Origin of the sequence: Buchnera aphidicola (Therioaphis trifolii), from assembly GCF_005080705.1 — a bacterium.
Classification (GTDB): Bacteria; Pseudomonadota; Gammaproteobacteria; order Enterobacterales; family Enterobacteriaceae; genus Buchnera_L; species Buchnera_L aphidicola_X.
This window is the reverse complement of record NZ_CP032996.1, coordinates 243,216-264,341: the sequence shown is the minus strand read 5'-3', so window position 1 is coordinate 264,341 and position 21,126 is coordinate 243,216. Positions and strand designations below refer to the sequence as shown.

At 19.3% G+C, this 21,126-nt stretch carries 21 protein-coding genes and 3 tRNA genes; 10 read left to right on the top strand and 14 right to left on the bottom strand.

Going from position 1 to position 21,126, the window contains the following annotated elements:
- Window positions 1-49 precede the first annotated feature (49 nt).
- The 8 genes from D9V81_RS01230 to D9V81_RS01195 all read right to left on the bottom strand — a co-directional run bounded on the left by D9V81_RS01230 (window position 50) and on the right by D9V81_RS01195 (window position 5,762).
- On the bottom strand, window positions 50-832 hold the full coding sequence (locus D9V81_RS01230) for a TatD family hydrolase (RefSeq protein WP_158349499.1): 783 nt from the start codon (window positions 830-832) through the stop codon (window positions 50-52).
- Between the two features lie 31 nt (window positions 833-863).
- Window positions 864-1,859: a DNA polymerase III subunit delta' C-terminal domain-containing protein gene (locus D9V81_RS01225; RefSeq protein ID WP_158349498.1), complete on the bottom strand. Its 996-nt coding sequence runs from the start codon at window positions 1,857-1,859 to the stop codon at window positions 864-866.
- Window positions 1,820-2,476 carry a dTMP kinase gene (tmk, locus tag D9V81_RS01220; RefSeq protein WP_158349497.1) on the bottom strand — a complete coding sequence of 219 codons (657 nt, stop codon included), beginning with the start codon at window positions 2,474-2,476 and terminating at the stop codon, window positions 1,820-1,822. Before tmk ends, D9V81_RS01225 begins: the two co-directional genes overlap by 40 nt.
- Before the next feature lie 21 nt (window positions 2,477-2,497).
- Window positions 2,498-2,734 carry an acyl carrier protein gene (acpP, locus tag D9V81_RS01215; RefSeq protein WP_158349496.1) on the bottom strand — a complete coding sequence of 79 codons (237 nt, stop codon included), beginning with the start codon at window positions 2,732-2,734 and terminating at the stop codon, window positions 2,498-2,500.
- A gap of 80 nt (window positions 2,735-2,814) precedes the next feature.
- Window positions 2,815-3,549, bottom strand: a complete 735-nt coding sequence (fabG, locus tag D9V81_RS01210) for a 3-oxoacyl-ACP reductase FabG (protein ID WP_158349727.1) — start codon at window positions 3,547-3,549, stop codon at window positions 2,815-2,817.
- 6 nt (window positions 3,550-3,555) lie between these two features.
- Window positions 3,556-4,485, bottom strand: a complete 930-nt coding sequence (locus tag D9V81_RS01205) for an acyltransferase domain-containing protein (RefSeq protein WP_158349495.1) — start codon at window positions 4,483-4,485, stop codon at window positions 3,556-3,558.
- Between the two features lie 121 nt (window positions 4,486-4,606).
- Window positions 4,607-4,780: a 50S ribosomal protein L32 gene (gene rpmF / locus D9V81_RS01200; RefSeq protein WP_158349494.1), complete on the bottom strand. Its 174-nt coding sequence runs from the start codon at window positions 4,778-4,780 to the stop codon at window positions 4,607-4,609.
- A gap of 25 nt (window positions 4,781-4,805) precedes the next feature.
- Window positions 4,806-5,762 (bottom strand): RluA family pseudouridine synthase, encoded by a 957-nt coding sequence (locus tag D9V81_RS01195; RefSeq protein ID WP_158349493.1) that lies wholly within the window; start codon window positions 5,760-5,762, stop codon window positions 4,806-4,808.
- 694 nt (window positions 5,763-6,456) lie between these two features.
- On the opposite strand from D9V81_RS01195, the gene murJ reads away from it, so the two are divergent.
- Window positions 6,457-7,992, top strand: a complete 1,536-nt coding sequence (murJ, locus tag D9V81_RS01190; RefSeq protein WP_158349492.1) for a murein biosynthesis integral membrane protein MurJ — start codon at window positions 6,457-6,459, stop codon at window positions 7,990-7,992.
- Between the two features lie 25 nt (window positions 7,993-8,017).
- Here the strand turns inward: murJ and D9V81_RS01185 are convergent.
- Window positions 8,018-8,105, bottom strand: a tRNA-Ser gene (locus D9V81_RS01185).
- Window positions 8,106-8,281: 176 nt separating this feature from the next.
- Here D9V81_RS01185 and D9V81_RS01180 point away from each other — a divergent pair.
- Together D9V81_RS01180 and D9V81_RS01175 are read left to right on the top strand one after the other, a co-directional pair.
- Window positions 8,282-8,352 (top strand) — tRNA-Cys (locus tag D9V81_RS01180).
- A 4-nt stretch (window positions 8,353-8,356) separates the two neighbouring features.
- Window positions 8,357-8,440 (top strand) — tRNA-Leu (locus tag D9V81_RS01175).
- A gap of 5 nt (window positions 8,441-8,445) precedes the next feature.
- On the opposite strand, the gene D9V81_RS01170 is transcribed toward D9V81_RS01175, so the two are convergent.
- A complete protein-coding gene (locus D9V81_RS01170) occupies window positions 8,446-9,432 on the bottom strand; it encodes a methyltransferase (protein ID WP_261978193.1) in 987 nt (328 codons plus the stop codon).
- Window positions 9,433-9,532: 100 nt separating this feature from the next.
- Here D9V81_RS01170 and minC point away from each other — a divergent pair, with 100 nt between their 5' ends.
- The 7 genes from minC (at window position 9,533) to leuD (ending at window position 16,128) form a co-directional block, all read left to right on the top strand.
- Entirely contained in the window at window positions 9,533-10,231 is a 699-nt protein-coding gene (gene minC, locus D9V81_RS01165) for a septum site-determining protein MinC (protein ID WP_158349490.1), read from the top strand.
- Between the two features lie 28 nt (window positions 10,232-10,259).
- A complete protein-coding gene (gene minD / locus D9V81_RS01160) occupies window positions 10,260-11,072 on the top strand; it encodes a septum site-determining protein MinD (RefSeq protein WP_158349489.1) in 813 nt (270 codons plus the stop codon).
- A 3-nt stretch (window positions 11,073-11,075) separates the two neighbouring features.
- Window positions 11,076-11,315 carry a cell division topological specificity factor MinE gene (gene minE, locus D9V81_RS01155; protein ID WP_158349488.1) on the top strand — a complete coding sequence of 80 codons (240 nt, stop codon included), beginning with the start codon at window positions 11,076-11,078 and terminating at the stop codon, window positions 11,313-11,315.
- Between the two features lie 69 nt (window positions 11,316-11,384).
- Entirely contained in the window at window positions 11,385-12,935 is a 1,551-nt protein-coding gene (gene leuA / locus D9V81_RS01150; RefSeq protein ID WP_158349487.1) for a 2-isopropylmalate synthase, read from the top strand.
- A 60-nt stretch (window positions 12,936-12,995) separates the two neighbouring features.
- A complete protein-coding gene (leuB, locus tag D9V81_RS01145; protein ID WP_158349486.1) occupies window positions 12,996-14,090 on the top strand; it encodes a 3-isopropylmalate dehydrogenase in 1,095 nt (364 codons plus the stop codon).
- A 1-nt stretch (window position 14,091) separates the two neighbouring features.
- The gene (gene leuC, locus D9V81_RS01140) at window positions 14,092-15,492 is read left to right on the top strand and encodes a 3-isopropylmalate dehydratase large subunit (protein WP_158349485.1); all 1,401 of its coding nucleotides are present in this window, start codon (window positions 14,092-14,094) and stop codon (window positions 15,490-15,492) included.
- Window positions 15,493-15,516: 24 nt separating this feature from the next.
- On the top strand, window positions 15,517-16,128 hold the full coding sequence (gene leuD, locus D9V81_RS01135; RefSeq protein WP_158349484.1) for a 3-isopropylmalate dehydratase small subunit: 612 nt from the start codon (window positions 15,517-15,519) through the stop codon (window positions 16,126-16,128).
- A 90-nt stretch (window positions 16,129-16,218) separates the two neighbouring features.
- On the opposite strand, the gene tsaB is transcribed toward leuD, so the two are convergent.
- From tsaB to zwf, 4 genes are all read right to left on the bottom strand, one after another.
- Entirely contained in the window at window positions 16,219-16,896 is a 678-nt protein-coding gene (gene tsaB, locus D9V81_RS01130) for a tRNA (adenosine(37)-N6)-threonylcarbamoyltransferase complex dimerization subunit type 1 TsaB (protein ID WP_158349483.1), read from the bottom strand.
- A gap of 35 nt (window positions 16,897-16,931) precedes the next feature.
- Window positions 16,932-18,506, bottom strand: coding sequence for a TerC family protein (locus D9V81_RS01125; RefSeq protein ID WP_158349482.1), 1,575 nt, complete (start codon window positions 18,504-18,506; stop codon window positions 16,932-16,934).
- Window positions 18,507-18,568: 62 nt separating this feature from the next.
- Window positions 18,569-19,447, bottom strand: a complete 879-nt coding sequence (htpX, locus tag D9V81_RS01120) for a protease HtpX (protein ID WP_158349481.1) — start codon at window positions 19,445-19,447, stop codon at window positions 18,569-18,571.
- 115 nt (window positions 19,448-19,562) lie between these two features.
- Window positions 19,563-21,002: a glucose-6-phosphate dehydrogenase gene (gene zwf, locus D9V81_RS01115; protein ID WP_158349480.1), complete on the bottom strand. Its 1,440-nt coding sequence runs from the start codon at window positions 21,000-21,002 to the stop codon at window positions 19,563-19,565.
- Between the last annotated feature and the right edge of the window lie 124 nt (window positions 21,003-21,126).

The following is a 21,126-nucleotide window of genomic DNA, read 5'->3' as shown; positions in this document are numbered from 1 at the left end:
ATTAAATATTTCCTAAATATATTTTTATTTAAAAATTTATGATTTTTAATTAATTAATTTTAAATAACGAATAAAAATTTTTTTTAATTATTTTTGACATGTCATATATATGAATTTTTTTTAATTTTGAAATATAATTTGCAATATATAATAAATTAGCAGGTTGATTACTTTTACCTCTATGAGGTTCTGGAGATAAATATGGAGAATCAGTTTCAATAAGTAAACGATCAATTGGTATAAATTTTGCTATTTCTTGTACATATAATGCATTTTTGAAAGTAACAATACCAGAAAAAGAAATATAAAATCCTAAATTTAATAATTTTCTTGCCATTTCTATATCTCCTGTAAAGGAATGTATAACTCCCGAACAAGATTGAAATTCTTTATTAGATAAAATATTGATTGTATCTTTTTTTGCATTTCTAGTATGTATTATTATTGGTTTATTATATTTTTTTCCTAAATAAATATGTTTTTGAAATATATCTATTTGTATTTTACAATTACTTTTTGAATAAAAAAAATCAAGTCCAGTTTCACCTAATGCAATAATATTTTTATTACAAATAATAATTTTTTCTAATTTATCAATATTTTTTAAATTTTTAATATCTTTATTTAAAGGATGAATACCGCAACTATATAAAATATTTATATATTTTTTAAAATATTGAAATGATTCTAAATAATCAGTAATAGATGTTGAAATATTTAAAATTAATTTTACAGAATTATTTTTTGCGTTTTTTAGAATTGTATTAATGTTATATTTTTTATTATTAGATCTTATAAGATTTAAGTGACAATGTGAATCAATTAAATACATAAAATATACTCATTATTTTTTATAGTATTATTTAAGAATTTAAAATTTTCCATTTAAATAATTGTTTTAGTATTAATAATTCAAAATTAATGTTTTTAATATTTATTAATTGATATCTACATTTTATCCAAGATTTTAAAATATTATTTAAATGAATATATGAATATTTTTTTGATATTTTTTTAATTAAATCTATTTGATCTATATTAATTAGATGAAAAAATAATTTTTTTTTATATTTTAATCCATCCATTAATAATAAAATTATCCAATAAATTTTAATAAAAATATTATCAGTATTAATTTTAGGTAAAAGAATGAAAAAATTATTTATATTTATTGAAATATTAATATTTTTGTAAAAATTAATTCTTTTATTCCAATTTTTTTTATTTAATGCAATATATGCTAATTCTGGATCATAATTATGTATTTGTAATGCAATTAAACAATTTTTAGTTTTAAAATTATTTTTTTTTTTAATCCAAAGTAATCCAATTTTTTCACTTGGTTTAGGTATACGATATAATAAACATCTACTTTTAAAAGTCATTTCTATTTTTTTATTATAATTATTGCCAATAAAAAAAAATGTATTTTTAGGAGGTTCTTCTATAATTTTTAATAATATATTAATTCCAAAAATTGTTAATAAATTATAATTAGGAATCCATAATATTTTATTATTATTTTGTTGTGCGGTGTTTTGAATATTATTTAATATATTTTTAATTTTTTCTATTTCTAAAATATTATTTTTTTTATTAGGTAAAAAAATATAAAAATCAGGATGATTTTTATTTTTTATTAAAGAACATCCTGTACATTTTCCACAATATTTAATTCCATTCTTTTGATTACATAAAATCCATTTACTAATAGCCCATATTATTTTATATGTATTATTAATATTATATGATTCAATAATAATTGTATGATGTAATTTATTTTTTTGATAATTATTTATAATATTTTTATAAACTAAATTTAACCATGGATACCATCCTGTTTGCATTTTTTTAACCATTTTGTAAATTTATTTTTTATATCTTGATGTACAATATCTATTTTAAGATTAGCATTAATAAGTAAACTATTTATATCTTTAGATATTAAATTTAAATAAATATTTCTAATTCTTTTAAAAAAACTTAAATTATTTTTTTCTATTTTATCTAATTTACCTCTAATAATAATTCGTTTTAATGCATTTTTTGGAATAACATCTAAATATATTGTTAAATCTGGATTATAAGAATTAACAATTATATTTTTTAAATATTGAATAATATTATTATTAATTTTATAACCCCCTCCTTGATATGCAAATGATGATAAATCATATCTATCAGAAATTATCCAAATATTATTTTTTAATGCTGGTTTAATTATATTTTGTATAAGTTGCATACGAGAAGCATATACTAATAAAAGTATTGTTTTATTATTTAATATTTCATATAAATTAATATGTTTTATAATTTTTCTTATTTTTTCTGATATTGGAGTTCCCCCTGGTTCTCTAACTATAATATATTTAATATTATGTTTTTTTAATATTTTTGCTATTAATTTACAAGCCTGAGTTTTTCCTGATCCATCTATTCCTTCTAAAACAATGAATTTACTATTTTTAAAATTCATATCTGTATATTACATAATATTTTATTTTTTATTTTTTTGAATATATTCAGTAATAAAATTAATAGTGTTAAATTTTTCAACTTCTGATTCTGGTATTTCTATATTAAATTTTTCTTCAATAGCCATGATTATTTCAATAATATCTAAAGAATCAACTTTTAAATCTGTAATTAAATTTGTTTTATCATGTATTTTTTTAATTTCTATTTCCATAATATTTGAAATAATTTTTTTTATTTTATTTTTAATATTTTTCATTTTTATTTTTTTATTTAATAAAATTTTATATATATATATATATTATATATAATAAAATTATTTTTAATAATATTATTATTTTAATTCATATACATTCCACCATTAATATGTATATTTTGTCCTGTAATATAAGATGATTCTTTAGAAATTAAAAATAATATTATAGAAGAAATATGTTTTTTAGAACCGAATTTTTTTACAGGAATTTTTAATAAAAATTCTTTTTTTTTTTTTTTTGATATAGTTTTAGTCATTCCTGATTGTATAAATCCTGGTGAAATAATATTTGCTGTAATTCCTTTTGAAGCAACTTCTAAAGCTAATGTTTTATTAAATCCAATTATTCCAGATTTAGATGCTGAATAATTAATTTGTCCTATATTTCCTATATTTCCAATTATAGAACCAATTGTAATAATACGTCCATATTTTTTTTTTATCATTTTTTTTACAACTAATTGAGTAATATAAAATATAGCTGTTAAATTAATTTTTAAAACTGTATTCCATTCTTTTAAACTCATATTAATAAATAATTTATCAATTTTTATTGCCGCACTATTAATTAATATATCAATTTTTTTAAATGTTGCATAAATTATCTTTATGCATTGAGAAATTTCACAAAAATTATTTAAATTTAAAATAATACCATAACCTTTTTTATTTAACATATTATTAATTTTTTTTACACCTTCACGATTTGTTGATGTACCAATTACTATAATATTATTATTAGATAATTCCTGTGCAATTTTTTTTCCAATTCCCCGACTTGCTCCAGTAATTAAAGCAATTTTTTTATTTTTTTTTATCATTTTTTATTTTTTTAATAAATTTAATGTTATATTAATATTTTTTAAATTATTCATTGGTATAAATTTTATATTTTTATTATTTTTATGTAATTTTGTTAAAAAATTATTTGTTCCCATTTCTAATATTAAATCTGATTTAGGTATAATAAAATCCATTGTTTTTTTCCATTGTACTGTTTGAAATAATTGTTTAATTAAAGATTTTTGAATTGTATATTTAGAAATTTGTTTTTTTATTGAAATACTATTAATAACTGGATATTTAGTTTTTTTAATAGATATTTTTTTTATTTGTTTAGAAAATTTTCTTTTTATTTTTTTCATAATAAAACAATGTGATACAATATTAGTAGGTAAATTAATAATTTTTGCACCAATTTTTTTACATTCTAAACTAACTTTTTTTATAGATGTTTTATATCCAGATATAATAATTTGTTTTTTTGAGTTAATACTGGAAATATTAACTTTATTTGTTAATAAATTTTTTTTAAAGATTTTCAATATTATATTTTTTTTTATTCCAATAACAACTTTCATTTGCATATTAAATTTTTTAGTACATTGTTTCATCATTTTTTCTCTTTTATGTATTAATTTTAATCCATCTGAAAATGTTATTGAATGACTACATATTAATGCAGAATATTCACCTAGACTATGTCCTGTTGATAAATGAGGATCTATACCACCTAAATCTTTCCAAAATCTATATATAGAAATAGAAGAAGTTAATATTATTGGTTGTATATATTCATGTTTTATTAATATATTAAATGGTTTTTTTATTAAATTCCAAATATTATAATTTAAATATTCTGATGCTTCTTCAAAAGTTTTTTTTATAATATTATTAATTTTATTTAAATGAAGTAATTTTTGATTTTTTTGTAATCCCTGTCCTGGAAAAATCATAGATATTTTTAAATTCAATATATATTTCCTATATTTAAATTATATTTACATATTATAAAAAAATATAAATATAATTTAATATAAATAAAAATTATTATATTTATATTAAATTTTATTTATATTAAAATATATATTTATATTATTTTTTTTTAAAAATTTTTTTTCCTTTATAAAATAATTTTTTTGTCATACAATGACGAATATGATCTTCTTTACTAAATTTATCTTTAGATAATAGAGGGGATATTACTTTATCATGAGATCTTCTCATTCCTCTTTTTGAACGTGTTGGTTTACTTTTTTGAACTGCCATTTTATATTATTCCTAATAAATGTATTTAATTTTTTTGTTTATTAATTTGATTTAAAAATATTTTAAATCTATTTCTTAAAGGAGCATTTAAAAAATATTGTTTTTTTTGTTTAGGATGATAAAATCTAATTTCATTAGCATGTAATAAAATTTTTTTATATTTTTTTTTTAAATGAATATTATAATCTAATTCATGATTTCCATAAATATTATCAAAAATAATTGGATAACCAATATATGCACAATGTACTCGAATTTGATGTGTTCTTCCAGTCTTAGGAATAATTTCTATTAATGTATTTTCATTAAATCTTTTTTTTACTTTTATAATACTTAAAGATTTTTGACCTAATGGATCTATTTTAACTATTTTAATTCCATTTTTTAATTTATTTTTTTTTAGTGATGCAAATATATGTTGTTTATTTATATTTAAAATACCATGTACTATAGCAATATATTTTTTAAATATTTTTTTTTCTCGAAATTGTTTATGTATATCTCTTAATATTGATTTTTTTTTTGCTAACATTAATATTCCAGATGTATCTCTATCAATACGATGTATTAATTCTAAAAATTTACATTTTGGTTTTAATATTCTAAAAATTTCTATAATACCAAATTTTAAACCACTTCCCCCATGCACAGCAATTCCAGATGGTTTATTAATTACTAATAAATCATTATCTTCAAATAAAATAGAAGATAAAATTTTTTTTTTAATATTTTTACTTAAAATAATATTTCCATATTTATTTTCTTTTAATTGTATATCTTTAAAATATGATAATGTATCATTTATTTTTAATTTATAAGATGGAAAAGTTTTTTTTTGATTAACTTTAATACATCCTATTCTTATAATTTTATATAATTTATTTTTTGAAATTTTTTGAAATTTTTTACGTATGAAATTATCTATTCTTTGTTCAGACTCATTTGCTGTAATTTTTATATTTAAAATATTTTTATTATACATTTTATTCCATAAAATATTTAATTTTATATTTTATTTATTATTTTAGTAATTTGATAAAATATTTATATTAATAATAAATTATATTTTTTTTATAAATATTATTTTTTTTATTTTATATTAAATTATTTTATATTTAAATATATAATTTTTTTATAAAAATATTATATAATTATATATTAAGATAATAATATTTATATATTATATTTTATTAATTCAAATGCATCATAAAAAATTTTTAAATATTTTTAAATAATAATTTTATTAAAAATTTTATTTTATTATTATTAAATAATATACTTGAAAAATTTTTTATTTAATGATAAAATTATTAATTTATATAATTTATTAAAAATGTTTGATATTTTAAATAATTTTATTTTTTAATTTTATATTATTTAAATTATAATTTTTTTAATATAATATTCTAAAATAAATAAATTTTTAATTAAAAAAATTAAAAATATTTAATATAAATATTATTTTAATATATTATTATCTTTAATATTATTAATATTATTTTTTAATTTTTAATTAAGATAAATTATTTAAAATAATTTTATTATTGAATAATTTTTAATTAAATATTATATTTAAATTATTTATTTTATATTATTATAATAATTTAAGTTTTTATTTAATTAATTTTTTTAATTTTTTTTATATTATAAATTAATTTAATTATTTTATTAATAATATGAATCTTTTAAAATCTTTTATTAGTATTGGTTTAATAACTTTTTTTTCAAGAACTTTAAGTTTTTTACGTGATTTTATTATTGCATATACATTTGGAGTCTCAGTATCTACTGATGCATTTTTTGTAGCTTTTAAAATACCAAATTTATTAAAACGAATTTTTGCAGAAGGAGCATTTTTACAAATTATAATCCCTATTATAATTCAATATAAAAAAAAGAGTAATAATATTGCAAAAAAATTTTTTTCTTCTATTTTAGGTTTTATGATTTTAATGTTATTTTTTTTAACAGTTTTAGGAATATATTTTTCTCCTTATATTATTTTTTTTATTGTTCCTGGTTTTTTTAAAAAAAAAATTTTATTTGAGTTAACTATTAAATTATTAAAAATTACTTTTCCTTATATTTTTTTTATTTCTTTATCTTCTTTAACAACAGCTATATTAAATATTTGGAATTATTTTTTAATTCCTGTTTTTTCACCTATTTTACTTAATAGTAGTATGATTGTATTTTCTTTATTTTTTACAAAATTTTTTCATACTCCAATACTTTCTTTAGCATGGTCTGTTATTTTTGGAGGCATTTTACAATTTACATATCAATTTTTATTTTTAAAAAAAATAAATATGTTGGTATATCCTCAAATAAATTTAAAATTATTAAAAATATCAAATTTATTAAAAAAAATGGGAATAGGTATATTAGGAGTTTCAGCAAATCATATATCTTTATTAATTAATAGTGTTTTATCTTCATTATTTATTTCTGGATCAGTATCTTGGATGTATTATGCTGATAGATTAATTGAATTTCCAGTAGGAATATTAGGAATACCACTTGGTACTATATTATTATCTTCTTTAACGAAGAGTATTGTTTATAAAAAAAAAGATCAATTTTCTAAATTAATTGATTGGGCATTAAGAATTAGTTTTATGATTGGATTACCTAGCTCAATTATACTATATTACTTATCAAATCCATTAATTATAATATTATTTCAATATGGAAAATTTACAAGATTTGATACTTTAATGACAGAAAGATCATTAATTGGTTATTCTTTTGGTTTATTAGGTTTAATATTAGTAAAAATTTTATCTCCTGCATTTTATGCAAGAAAAGATGTTAAAACTCCAATGATTATTTCTTTTGTAACAATATTATTTACACAAATTATTAATATTGTTTTTTTATTTATGAAATTAGGAAATTTAGGTTTGTCTTTATCAATTAGTTTTTCTGCTTGGTTAAATTGTATTTTATTATATTGGTTTTTAAATAAAAGAAAATTATTTAATTTACAACCAGGATGGTTAAATTTTATATTTAAAATAATTATTTCATCATTAATGATGTTTTTTGTTTTAATGATATTATTTAATATAATACCAAATTGGAATAATAAATTATTTTTTTATAAAATAATAACACTTATAATAATATTTTTATTTTCTTGGATAGTATATTTTATTATGTTATTTATTTTAGGAATTCGATTAAGACAATTTTATTTTATTTTTAAATAATTTAAATTATATTGTATATAACAATTGGAGGAGGAGGGATTCGAACTCTCGGATAAGTATTACTCATCTGCGGTTTTCAAGACCGCTGCCTTAAACCACTCGGCCACTCCTCCTAAAATAACACTTTTTAACATATATAATAAAATATAAATTATATTATATATTAATATAATTTTTTTTCAATGTAAAGTTTTTTATATTTTTTTAATAATTATTATCTAAAAAATATTAAAAAAAGTTGGACAATATATTTAATACAGTTTAAAATATTAATTGATTAATAATTTTTGGCGCGTTGACAGATCGGTTATGTAGCGGACTGCAAATCCGTATAGTCTGGTTCAATTCCAGAACGCGCCTTTTAGCCCGGGTGGTGAAATAGGTAAACACAAGGGACTTAAAATCCCTCGGCATAACAGCCTTGCGGGTTCGATTCCCGCTCCGGGTAATATTTTATATATTTTTTTTAAATGTTTGATATATATTATAATGTTGTTTTTTTTTTAAAATTTTATAATTTCCAAAATATTTAATAAATATTTGTTTACATGATATATTAGAATGTAATATAATTCTTAATTCACCATTTTTATATAAATATTTTTTTGATTTTTTTATAATTTTATAAATAATATTTAAATTATTATAATTTCCATAATGTGTTGGAGGATTTGAAATAATTAAATTAAATTTTTCATTAATGTGAGAAAATATATTACTATAATAAACACATCCTGATATTTTATTAATTTTTAAATTATATTTACTGCATAATAATGCAGTGCTATTATTATCAATAAGTGTAATTTTAATATTTTTAAATTTTTTTTTTAAAAAAATAGATAATATTCCAGATCCAGACCCAATATCTAATATTTTACCTGTAATTTTTTTTTTAAAACTAGAAATCATAATTTTACTACCTAAATCAAATTTTTTATAACCAAAAACTCCTGGTAAAGTAATAATGTTTATATTAAATACATTATATTTTTTTAAATATTTTTTTAATATAAATATTGGTTTTTTTTGAATTCTTCCATAATATAATGTACATTTTTTTTTATACTTTATTTTTTTTAAAATAATCCATTCTTTAAAAATATTATTTAAACTATTAATTCCAAAATTATTTTTTCCTATTATAAAAATTTCATTTTTAATATTCATATTAGATAAAAAATACATTAATTGAAAAATTAATTCTTTTTTATCTTTTATTAAAAAAAATATTAATGTATTATATTGAAAAAAAAATTCTTTTCTTGGAAATATTCGAAAACAAATTTTTTTTTTAAATTTATTATTTATAATTTCATTATTATAACATTTTTGTAAATGCATTTTTTTTTTTTTTATTTTTAAATATAAAAATATTTCATCTTGAATATTTCCAGATAAAATTATTTTTTTATTTTTAAATTTTTTAAAATATTGAATTAATATTTTACTTTCATCAGTTAAATATAATATAAAATTTACCTCATTAAAATAATATATATATTTTAATATATCATTAAATAAATAATAATTTAAAAAAATGTTACAAAAAAAACCAATTGAATTTAAAGGTAATATTTTTACATTTTTAGTGTTATATATTAAAAATGATACTATAGATATAGTTAAACAAGCAATATATAAAAAAATTCAAGAAGCACCTAATTTTTTTAAAAATGCTTCTGTTATATTAAATATTTCTCATTTAACACATTCAGTAAATTGGAAAAATATGCAACAAGCTATTATAGATACTGGATTAAAAATTATTGGAATATGTGGTTATATAAATTGTATTTTAAAACATACAATATTAAAATCAGGTTTACCAATTATTAAAGAAGGAAAGAATTTTTTAAAAAATATTCAATTTCTCAAAAAAAAAAATAATTTTTTAAATTATAAACAACTAAATTCTAAAATTATTACTACACCAGTAAGATCAGGTCAAAAAATTTATGCAAATAAATCAAATTTAATTATTATTAATAATGTTAGTGCAGGTGCAGAATTAATTGCTGCAGGAGATATACATATTTATGGAACAATGAGAGGACGGGCTTTAGCTGGAGTACATGGAGATATAACAAAAAATATTTTTTGTACAAAATTTTTTGCTGAAATTGTTTCAATTTCAGGAGAATATTTATTAATTGATCAAATATCATCTAATTTTTTAGGACATGGAGTTCACATTTTTTTAAAAAATAATATTTTAAATGTTAATACATTTTCATAAATTTTTTATATTTCTATGGTATGAATATATGGCTCGTATTATTGTAATTACATCAGGAAAAGGAGGAGTTGGAAAAACTACTTCTAGTGCAGCAATTGCTACTGGTCTTGCTCAACTTGGTAATAAAACTATAGTAATCGATTTTGATATTGGATTACGAAATTTAGATTTAATTATGGGGTGTGAGAGAAGAGTAGTATATGATTTAATTAATGTTATTGAGGGAGATGCAATTATTCATCAGGCAATTATTAAAGATAAATATACAAAAAATTTATTTATTTTACCTGCATCACAAACTCGAAATAAAGATTCTTTAACTAAAGATGGTATTAATTTAATTTTTAAAAAATTATTAGATATGAATTTTGATTTTATTATTTGTGATTCTCCAGCTGGAATTGAAACTGGAGCTATTTTAGCTATGTATTTTGCAGATGAAGCTATTATTATTACAAATCCAGAAGTATCTTCTGTTCGTGATTCTGATCGTATTTTAGGTATTATTTCTTCTCAATCAAATAGATCTAAAAAAAATTTATTTCCTGTAAAAGAGTATTTATTATTAAATAGATATAATCCCAAACGCGTAAAACAAGGAGATATGTTAAGTATGGATGATGTTTTAGATGTTCTTCGTATTCCTGTAATTGGAGTAATTCCAGAAGATTCTGCTGTATTAAAATCATCTAATCAGGGTGAATCTATTATTTTAAATCAAAAATCAAAAGCAGGTCAAGCATATTTTGATACAGTTAATAGATTACTTGGAAAAAAATGTAATTTTCGTTTTTTAAAAGAAGAAAAAAAAAGTTTTTTTAGAAGATTATTTTGGAGATAAATAATGTCATTATTAGATTTTTTTTTATTTCGTAAAAAAAATACAGCATATATAGCTAAAAAAAGATTACAAGTTATTTTTTCCAAAAAAAATATAATACATCCAAAATATTTTTTTAAATTAAAAAAAGAAATTTTATCTGTTGTAGATAAATATATTAAAATAACTCCCAATATAATTAATGTTAAAACAAATCAAAAAAATCCTAATATATTTATTTTAGAATTAAATATGATTACTTAAATATAAAAATATTATTTAATGATAAAAGATATATTATAAAATTATTAATAATTTATATTGGATCATTTTATGAATGACAAAGTTATTATTTTTGATACATCATTACGAGATGGTGAACAAGCTTTACAAGCAAGTTTAAGTGTAAAAGAAAAACTACAAATTGCAATAGCATTAGAAAGAATGAAAATTGATATTATAGAAGTTGGTTTTCCTATTTCTTCTCCTGGAGATTTTAATTCTGTTAGAGAAATATCTAAAATAATTAAAAATACTAAAATATGCAGTTTAGCACGTTGTATTGATAAAGATATTGATGTTGCTGCAGATGCCATGTCAGTATTAGAAGATTTTCGTATTCACATATTTTTAGGTACTTCAGATTTACATATGAAATCTAAATTAAATAAAAATTTAAATGAAATTCTTGATATGACAATACATTCTATTAAACGTGCAAAACGTTATACAAATGATATTGAATTTTCTTGTGAAGATGCTGGTCGAACTTCTTTAGATAATCTTTGTAGAGTAGTTGAACATGCTATTTCTGCTGGAGCTACAACAATTAATATTCCTGATACTGTAGGTTATACTTTACCTAATCAATTTGGTAATATTATTAAATCATTATATCAAAAAGTACCAAATATTGATAAAGCAATTATTTCTGTACATTGTCATAATGATTTAGGAATGGCAGTTGGAAATTCAATTTCTGCAATTTTATCTGGAGCTAGACAAATAGAAGGAACAATGAATGGTATTGGAGAAAGAGCAGGAAATGCAGCTTTAGAAGAAATTATTATGGCAATTATTGCTAGAAAAGATATTTTAAATGTATATACTACTATTAAAACTAAAGAAATATATAAAACAAGTAAAATTGTTAGTCAAATTTGTAATATGCCAATACCAGCAAATAAGGCTATTATTGGAAGTAATGCTTTTTCACATTCGTCAGGAATACATCAAGATGGAATTTTAAAAAATCGACAAAATTATGAAATTATTTCACCTCAATTAATTGGTTTAAAAGAAAAAAAATTAAATTTAACATCTCGTTCAGGAAGAGCTGCAGTAAAACATAGAATGAAACAAATGGGTTATAAAGATAATGAATATGATATTAATAAATTATATGTTTCATTTTTAAAATTAGCAGATAAAAAAGGTCAAGTTTTTGATTATGATTTAGAAGCTTTAGCTTTTATAAATAATCAACAAGAAAAACCAGAATATTTTCATTTAGAATATTTTAATATTAAATCTAGTTCTAGTGGTTCTGCTACAGCTTCAGTAACATTATTATGTGGAAAAAAAATTATTACTAAATCTGCTACTACAAGTAATGGTCCTATTGATGCTGTATATCGTGCTTTACATAAAATTTCTGATTATAAAATTTTCTTACAAAAATTTCAATTATTTGCTAAAGGTCAAGGTAAGGATGCTTTAGGACAAGTTGATATTCTTGTAGAATATCAATCACGAAAATTTCATGGTATTGGTCTTGCAACTGATATTATTGAAGCTTCTACAAAAGCTATGATTAATGTTTTAAATAATATTTGGAGAGCAAAACAGGTTATTTTAAAATTAAATAAAATATATGAAAAATAATATTTTATATATTATTAAAAATTTATATTTAAAAATTAATTAAAATAAGTAATAAAAAATATGAAAAAAAAATTTAATTTAGCAGTATTACCTGGAGATGGTATTGGTCCTGAAGTAATGCAAGAAGGATATAAAATTTTAAATATCTTAAAAACAAAATGTCATATAAATTTTATTATTAATGAATATGATATAGGTGGTATAGCAATTGATAAATATGGTATTCCGTTACCTAAAAATACTTTATTAGGTTGTAAAAATTCTGATGCTATTTTATTGGGTTCAGTAGGAGGTCCAAAATGGAATAATATTCCTGATGAAAAAAAACCAGAACGTGGTGCTTTATTACCTTTAAGAAAATATTTTAATTTATTTGCAAATATTAGACCAGCGATTTTATATCCTGAATTAGTGGATTTATCTCCATTACGTCAAAATATTATTAATTCTGGTATAGATATATTATGTATTCGTGAATTAACAGGAGGAATATATTTTGGAAAATCAAATAGAAAAATAGATCCTAAGCTAGGAGAATTTGCTTTTGATACTGAAATTTATTATAAATATGAAATTCAAAAAATAGCAAAAATAGCATTCGAAATTTCAAAACAAAGAAAAAAAAAAATTATATCTATTGATAAATCTAATGTTTTAGAAAGTTCAAAACTTTGGAAAAATACAGTAGAAATGATATCAAAAAAATATCCTGAAATAAAATTATCACATTTATATGTTGATAATGCAGTAATGCAAATTATTAAAAATCCAAATCAATTTGATATAATATTATGTCCTAATTTATTTGGAGATATTATTTCAGATGAATTAGCAGCAATTACTGGATCTATTGGTATGTTACCATCTGCTAGTTTAAATAATGAAAATTTTGGTTTATATGAACCAGCTGGGGGATCTGCTCCAGATATTCAAGGAAAAAATATAGCTAATCCTATTGCTCAAATTTTATCTATTGCTTTATTATTACGTTATAGTATGAATTTATATGAACTTTCAGATATTATTTTTCAATCAGTAAAAATAGCATTAAAAAAAGGTTATAGAACTTTTGATATTTCAAATAATAAAAAAGATTATGTTACTACTAATGAAATGGGAGATATAATTTCTCAAATTTTTAAAAAAGAGATATAATATGGGAAAAACATTGTATGAAAAGTTATATGATAATCATATAATTTATAAAGAAAATAATGATACATCTATTTTATATGTAGATTTACATTTAATTCATGAAGTCACTTCACCTCAAGCATTTAGTGGATTACGTTTAAATAACAGAAGTGTACATTGTTCAAAAAAAACATTTGCAACCATGGATCATAATGTTTCAACTAAAACTAATGATATAAATTTATTAAATAATATGGCTCGTAATCAAATACAAGCTTTATTAAATAATTGTCGTGATTTTAATATTCCGTTATTTGATTTAAAAAATGAAAATCAAGGTATTGTTCATGTTATTGGACCAGAAAATGGTATGACATTACCTGGTATGTTAATTGTTTGTGGAGATTCTCATACTTCTACGCATGGTGCTTTTGGAGCATTAGCATTTGGAATAGGAACATCAGAAGTAGAACATGTACTTGCAACTCAAACAATTAAACAAAAACGTTATAAAACTATGAAAATTAATATTTCTGGTACATTAAATAATTATATTACTCCAAAAGATATAATTTTATATATAATAAAAACAATTGGGGTGTCTGGAGGAACGGGATATGTAATTGAATTTACTGGAGAAACTATTACTTCTTTAAGCATGGAAGGTAGAATGACATTATGTAATATGGCAATTGAAATGGGTGCAAAATCAGGTATTATTGCTCCTGATATTATTACTTTTAATTATTTAAAAAATAAAAAATTTTCTCCTAAAGGATCTGATTGGAATAGTGCTATAAAATATTGGAAAAATTTAAAATCAGATCATAATGCTGTTTTTGATAAATCTATATTTATTAATATTAATAATCTTGCTCCACAAGTTACATGGGGAACTAATCCTGAACAGGTAATTTCAATAGATGAACCTATTCCATTAATTAAATCATTTCAAAATATAATAAAAAAAGAATCAGCAAAAAAATCTTTATTATATATGGGATTAAAAGAAGGTGTATTTTTAACAGATGTAAAAATTAATAAAGTATTTATTGGTTCTTGTACAAATTCTAGAATAGAAGATTTAAGAATAGCTTCAAAAGTTATTTATAATCAACATGTTCATTCTAGAGTAAAAGCTATCGTTGTTCCAGGTTCAAAATTAGTGAAAAAACAAGCTGAAAAAGAAGGATTAGATAAAATATTTATTAATGCTGGTTTTGAATGGAGATTACCTGGATGTTCAATGTGTTTAGGTATGAATGATGATCAATTAAATCCTAAAGATCGATGTGCTTCAACTAGTAATCGTAATTTTGAACATAGACAAGGAAGAAATAGTAGAACACATTTAGTTAGTCCAGTTATGGCAGCTATAGCGGCAATTTTTGGGAAATTTAAAGATATTAGAAAATTATTATAATATAAAAAACATTTGGAGTTGAAATTGAAAAAGTTTATTCATCATACTGGAATTATAGCTCCATTAGATTTATCAAATGTTGATACAGATGCAATTATACCAAAACAATTTTTACAAAAAATAGATAAAACTGGATTTTCAGATAGTTTATTTTATAATTGGAGATTTTTAGAAGGTAATAAAAAACATGTAAATTTAAATTTTGTTTTAAATAAATCTCAATATCAAAAATCAAGTATATTAATTACAAGAAATAATTTTGGATGTGGTTCATCTAGAGAACATGCTGTATGGGCTTTATTAGATTATGGATTTAGAGTAATTATCGCTCCTAGTTTTGCTGATATTTTTTATAGTAATAGTTTTAATAATCATTTATTGTTAATAACATTGTCTGAAAAAAATATAAATAATATATTTCATATGATTTATAATAATCCGGGAATAAAAGCAACTATAAATTTATATAAAAAAAAAATAAAAATTAATAATTTAAAATATGATTTTAAAATTGATGATTTTTATCGATCTTGTTTATTAGAAGGTTTAGATAATATTGATTTAACATTAAAAAATAAAAAAAAAATTTTGAAATATGAAAAATCAATACCTAAATTTTTAATAAATTTATATTAATTAAAGAAATTATAATTTTTAATTTTAAACTACATATATTTATTTATAAATGAAATATGTAGTTTTTAATTTTTTTATTTTTTTATTAATTTAGTAATTGGGATTGTTTAAATAATTTAATTTAATATTATTTAATAATGAAAAATTTTTTTTTTGTTTTTCCATCATAGTAATTGAAATTAAATCTTTTTCATATGATTCTTTAATTTTAATATAATGTAAAAATGGATTATTTTGATATTTTAAATATTTAAATCCTGACCCAGTAATATACCATATTTTTTTTAAAGAATTAATTTTTATTAATATTTGATTTATATTTAATATTAATTCTTTACCTATCCAAAAATTCATTTTATTTCTTTTATATTGTACCCAAAAAAAATTTTTTTTATTTGCAATTTTACAAATAATAATATTTTTTATTTTATATAAACGCCATGCTTGTTCAGCTAATATTTTTAATGATGAAATTCCTATTAAAAGAGCATTATTAGGAATTGATAATCCTTGTGCAATACTTGCAGCAAGTCGTATTCCAGTAAAACTTCCTGGACCATTAACAAATGAAATAATTTGAAAATTATTTATTTGAATATTATTACATTTTAATAATGATTCAATCATATATAAAATATTTTTTTCATGATTATTATTGCATTTTTTAATTTTATAATGAAATATATTATTATATATAATAGAAATAATATTATATTTATATGATGAATCAATAGATATTATATTATTTTTTATTTTTTTAAATTTCATATTAATAAACCAAATTAATTTTTATAAATATTTATTTATTGTATTTGTGTATTTTTAATAATTCTAATTAAATTAATTTGATATTCTGTTACTAAAATAATATTAAATTTTAATGGAGGAATAATTATAATATCTCCTGGATTAGGTACTCTTCCAAATTTATTAATTAGTAATTTTGATAAAGAATGATTATTTTTTTTATTGTATAAAAAATTTTTTATTTTTAAGACTTGACTAATAGTAGAAATATTTGTACTTCCTTTAACTAACCAACTATTTTTTTCTATGATAATAGCTGGAGTTTCATCAGCATCTGGAAATTCTCCAGCAATAGTTTCTAAAATATCTAAAGGAGTAATTAATCCTTGTACTACATTAAATTCATTAATAACAATAACAAAATTACCCTTAGATTGTCTTAAAATTTTAATTAAATTAATTGGATCTAATGTTTCTAAAACAACAATTGGGGGTGTTGTAGAAGAAAATTGTTCAATATTTTTTTTATGACGATTTAAATGTACTAATAATTCTTTTGCACGTACAACACCTAAAATATTATCTAATTCCCCCCTACATACTGGAAACAAACTATGGGGTGTATCTAATAATTTTATTTTAATTTGTTCAATAGTATTATTAGTATCAATCCATGAAATTTCTTCTCTAGGTGTCATAATACTTCTAATTGATCGAGAAGCTAAATTTAATATACTACTAATCATATATTTTTCTTCATCATGAAAATTTTCTTTTCGAATTTTTAATACATTATATAAATTATTTTTTTTAATTTTTTGTAAATTTTTATTTTTTATAATATTTTTATAATGTGTTTTATTAATAATTCTTAAAATAATTTCTGTAATACGTTGACGAATTGGTTTTAAAGATTCATATTTTGTAAAATTATGAAATGCAATTTGATTAAAAGATTCAATTATTACAGAAAAACCTATAGCGACATATATATATCCTTTAGGAATATATATTCCTATTGATTCCGAAATTAAATTTAAACCAATTATTAAAAGAAAACTTAAACATAAAACTACTATAGTTTTATTAGAATTAATAAATTTTGTTAAAGGTTTAGATGCTATTAACATTAAAAATGTAGCAATTATTACTGCAAACATCATGATAAATAATTTATTTACCATGCCAACTGCAGTAATAACAGAATCTAATGAAAAAATTACATCTAATATAACAATCTGTATAACAATTGTCCAAAATCCAGAATAATTTTTATTATTAGTTGGATTATTTAAACATCCTTCTAATTTTTCATGTAATTCAATGGTAGCTTTAAAAAATAAAAATAGTCCACCGGATAATAGTATTAAGTCACGTCCAGATAAAATAAAATATTTATTATTAAATATAGGATCAGTTAATGTAATAATCCATGATATTATTAATAATAAAATCAAACGAATAGTTAATGAAAATCCTAAACCTATTAAACGAGCTTTATTCCTTTGTTTAGGTGGTAATTTACCAGATAGAATAGCAATAAATATTAAATTATCGATACTTAATACTATTTCCAGTAAGACTAAAGTTAATAATCCAAACCATAAATTTGGATTTAACAAACATACCATTAAAACACTCCGTAAAAAATAATATAAATGATTAAATTAATCAAATTTATTTTTTATAATAATTATTCATATTTTTTTTTATGTAATGCATCAATTCTATCTTGAACAGGAGGATGAGAAGCAAATAAATTAAAAATTGCTTTAGATTGTCCATTAATACAATATGTTTTAATATCTTCTGGAGGTTGAGGTTCAGTAACTTCTTTAAATCGAATTAATAATTTAATCATTTTATCCCATCCAATACGTTTTGCGGCATCAGCATCTGCTCTAAATTCTCGATATCTTGAAAATGCCATTACAATTATACTTGCAAACATTCCAAAAACAGCCTGCAAAAACATAGAAATTACATAATTAATTAAAAAACCATATGATCTTACATAATTAGAATTTCTATTAGTAATCAATATATTCATTACAAATCTTGATACATATGTAGATACAAAAAATATAAATGTATTTATTACACCTTGTATTAACGCTAAAGTAACCATATCACCATTTACAATATGACTAAGTTCATGTGCAATTACAGATTGTAAATCTTCTTTATCCATAACTTTTATAAGTTTAGTAGAAAAAGCAACTACAGAATTATTTTGACTGTAACCTGTTGCAAAAGCATTAATAGTATTTGATTCATAAATTGCAATTTCTGGAGTTTTAATTCCTAATTGACTAGATTGATATCTTACAGCATTAACAATTAAAACTTCTATTGAAGTTTGAGGTTTATCAATTATTCTTGCATTTACTGATCGTAAAGCAGACCATTTTGATAAAAATAATGATGTAATAGAACCAGTAAATCCAACAAGAGAAGAGAAAATAATTAATCCTCTGATACTGTTAGATTCAATTCCTGTCAAAAACAAAACTGTTCCAAACATAAAAGTCACAGATAGATTAGTGATTAAAAATAGAATGACTCGTATCATATAATTAAATATCCTATTTTAGAAAAGATTATATATATATTATAATATATCATATTCATTAATAATGTTAATAATTATTATATTTAAAATGATATTTTTTTAAAAATTAATAATATTATTTTATATTTTTATTTGAAAAATCCGGCCCCCAAGTTCCTGACGGATATAATTGTACTTTCATATTATTTAATTTCCAAGAATTAATAATAGAATCTATCCATTCCCATGAAGTTTCAATTTCTTCTTGAGAAACAAATAAAGATTGATCATTTTTCATACTTTCTAATAATAATCGTTCATATGCATCTGATATTTTATTTTTTATAATACTTGTATAATTAAAATTTAATTTAGAATTTATTAATTTATAATTAGAGTTAATATCGGGCATTTTATTGAAAAATTGAATTTCTATACCTTCATTAGGTTCTAATCTTATTATTAATTTATTTTTATAATTATCATTTAAATTTTTTTTAAAAACTGAATTAGGTATATTTTTAAAATATATTACAATTTCAGATTTTTTAGATTTTAATCGTTTTCCTGTTTTTAAATAAAAAGGTACTCCTTTCCACATTTTATTATCAATATTAGCTTTAATTAAAACAAAAGTTTCAATATCACTATTTTTATCAGATCCTTTTTCATTTAAATAAGAAGTAGCTAATTTTCCATTTATTACTCCAGTAGTATACTGTCCTCTTATAGTATTTTTAGAAATATCTTTTAATTTAATTTTTTTTAATGATTTTAAAACTTTAATTTTTTTTTCTCTAATGCAATTAGCATTTAATTTTTTTGGTTGAGACATTGTAATTAAGCTTAAAATTTGTAATAAATGATTTTGTACCATATCTCTAGTTTGACCAATTTGATTAAAATATTTCCATCTACCTTCAATTCCAACTTGTTCTGCAACAGTAATTTTAATAGCTTCAATAGTGGTATTATTCCAAATATTATAAAATATTGGATTTGTAAAACGTAATGCTAATAAATTTAATATTGTTTCTTTTCCTAAATAATGATCTATTCTAAATATTTGTTCTTCTTGAAAATATTTTCTTAATTGTTGATTTGTTTCTTTTGAAGATGCAAGTGATGTACCTATTGGTTTTTCAACAATAATTCTATGAGGTTTATTATTATAGTTAATTGATCCTAATCCTTTACAAATATTATTAAATGTATTAGGAGGCATAGCAAAGTAATAAATTTTTATATTTATTAATTGTGATAATATCATTTTTAATAAAAAAAAATCTTTTAAATTAGTAACATCAACATTACAAAAATGTAATTTTTTTTTAAATATATTCCAAATTTTAATATCAATTGGTTCATTACAAAATTTATTTAATGCTTTAAATACTTTTTTAGCATATTCTTTATTATTCCAATTTGCTCTTCCTACTCCAATAATTCTTATTTTTTGATTTAATATTTTTTTTTTTTCTAATTGATATAATGCAGGTATTAATTTTCTACAAGATAAATCACCTTTAGCTCCAAAAATTACTATATCATATGATTGAATAAATTTTATATTCACATATTCCTCATTAAACAATTTATATTTTTATAAATATATTTTATTATAAAAATTAAGATATTATATTAATAATATTTTAAAAAATATTTTTAATTAATATATTAATTATAAAATTAAATTATAT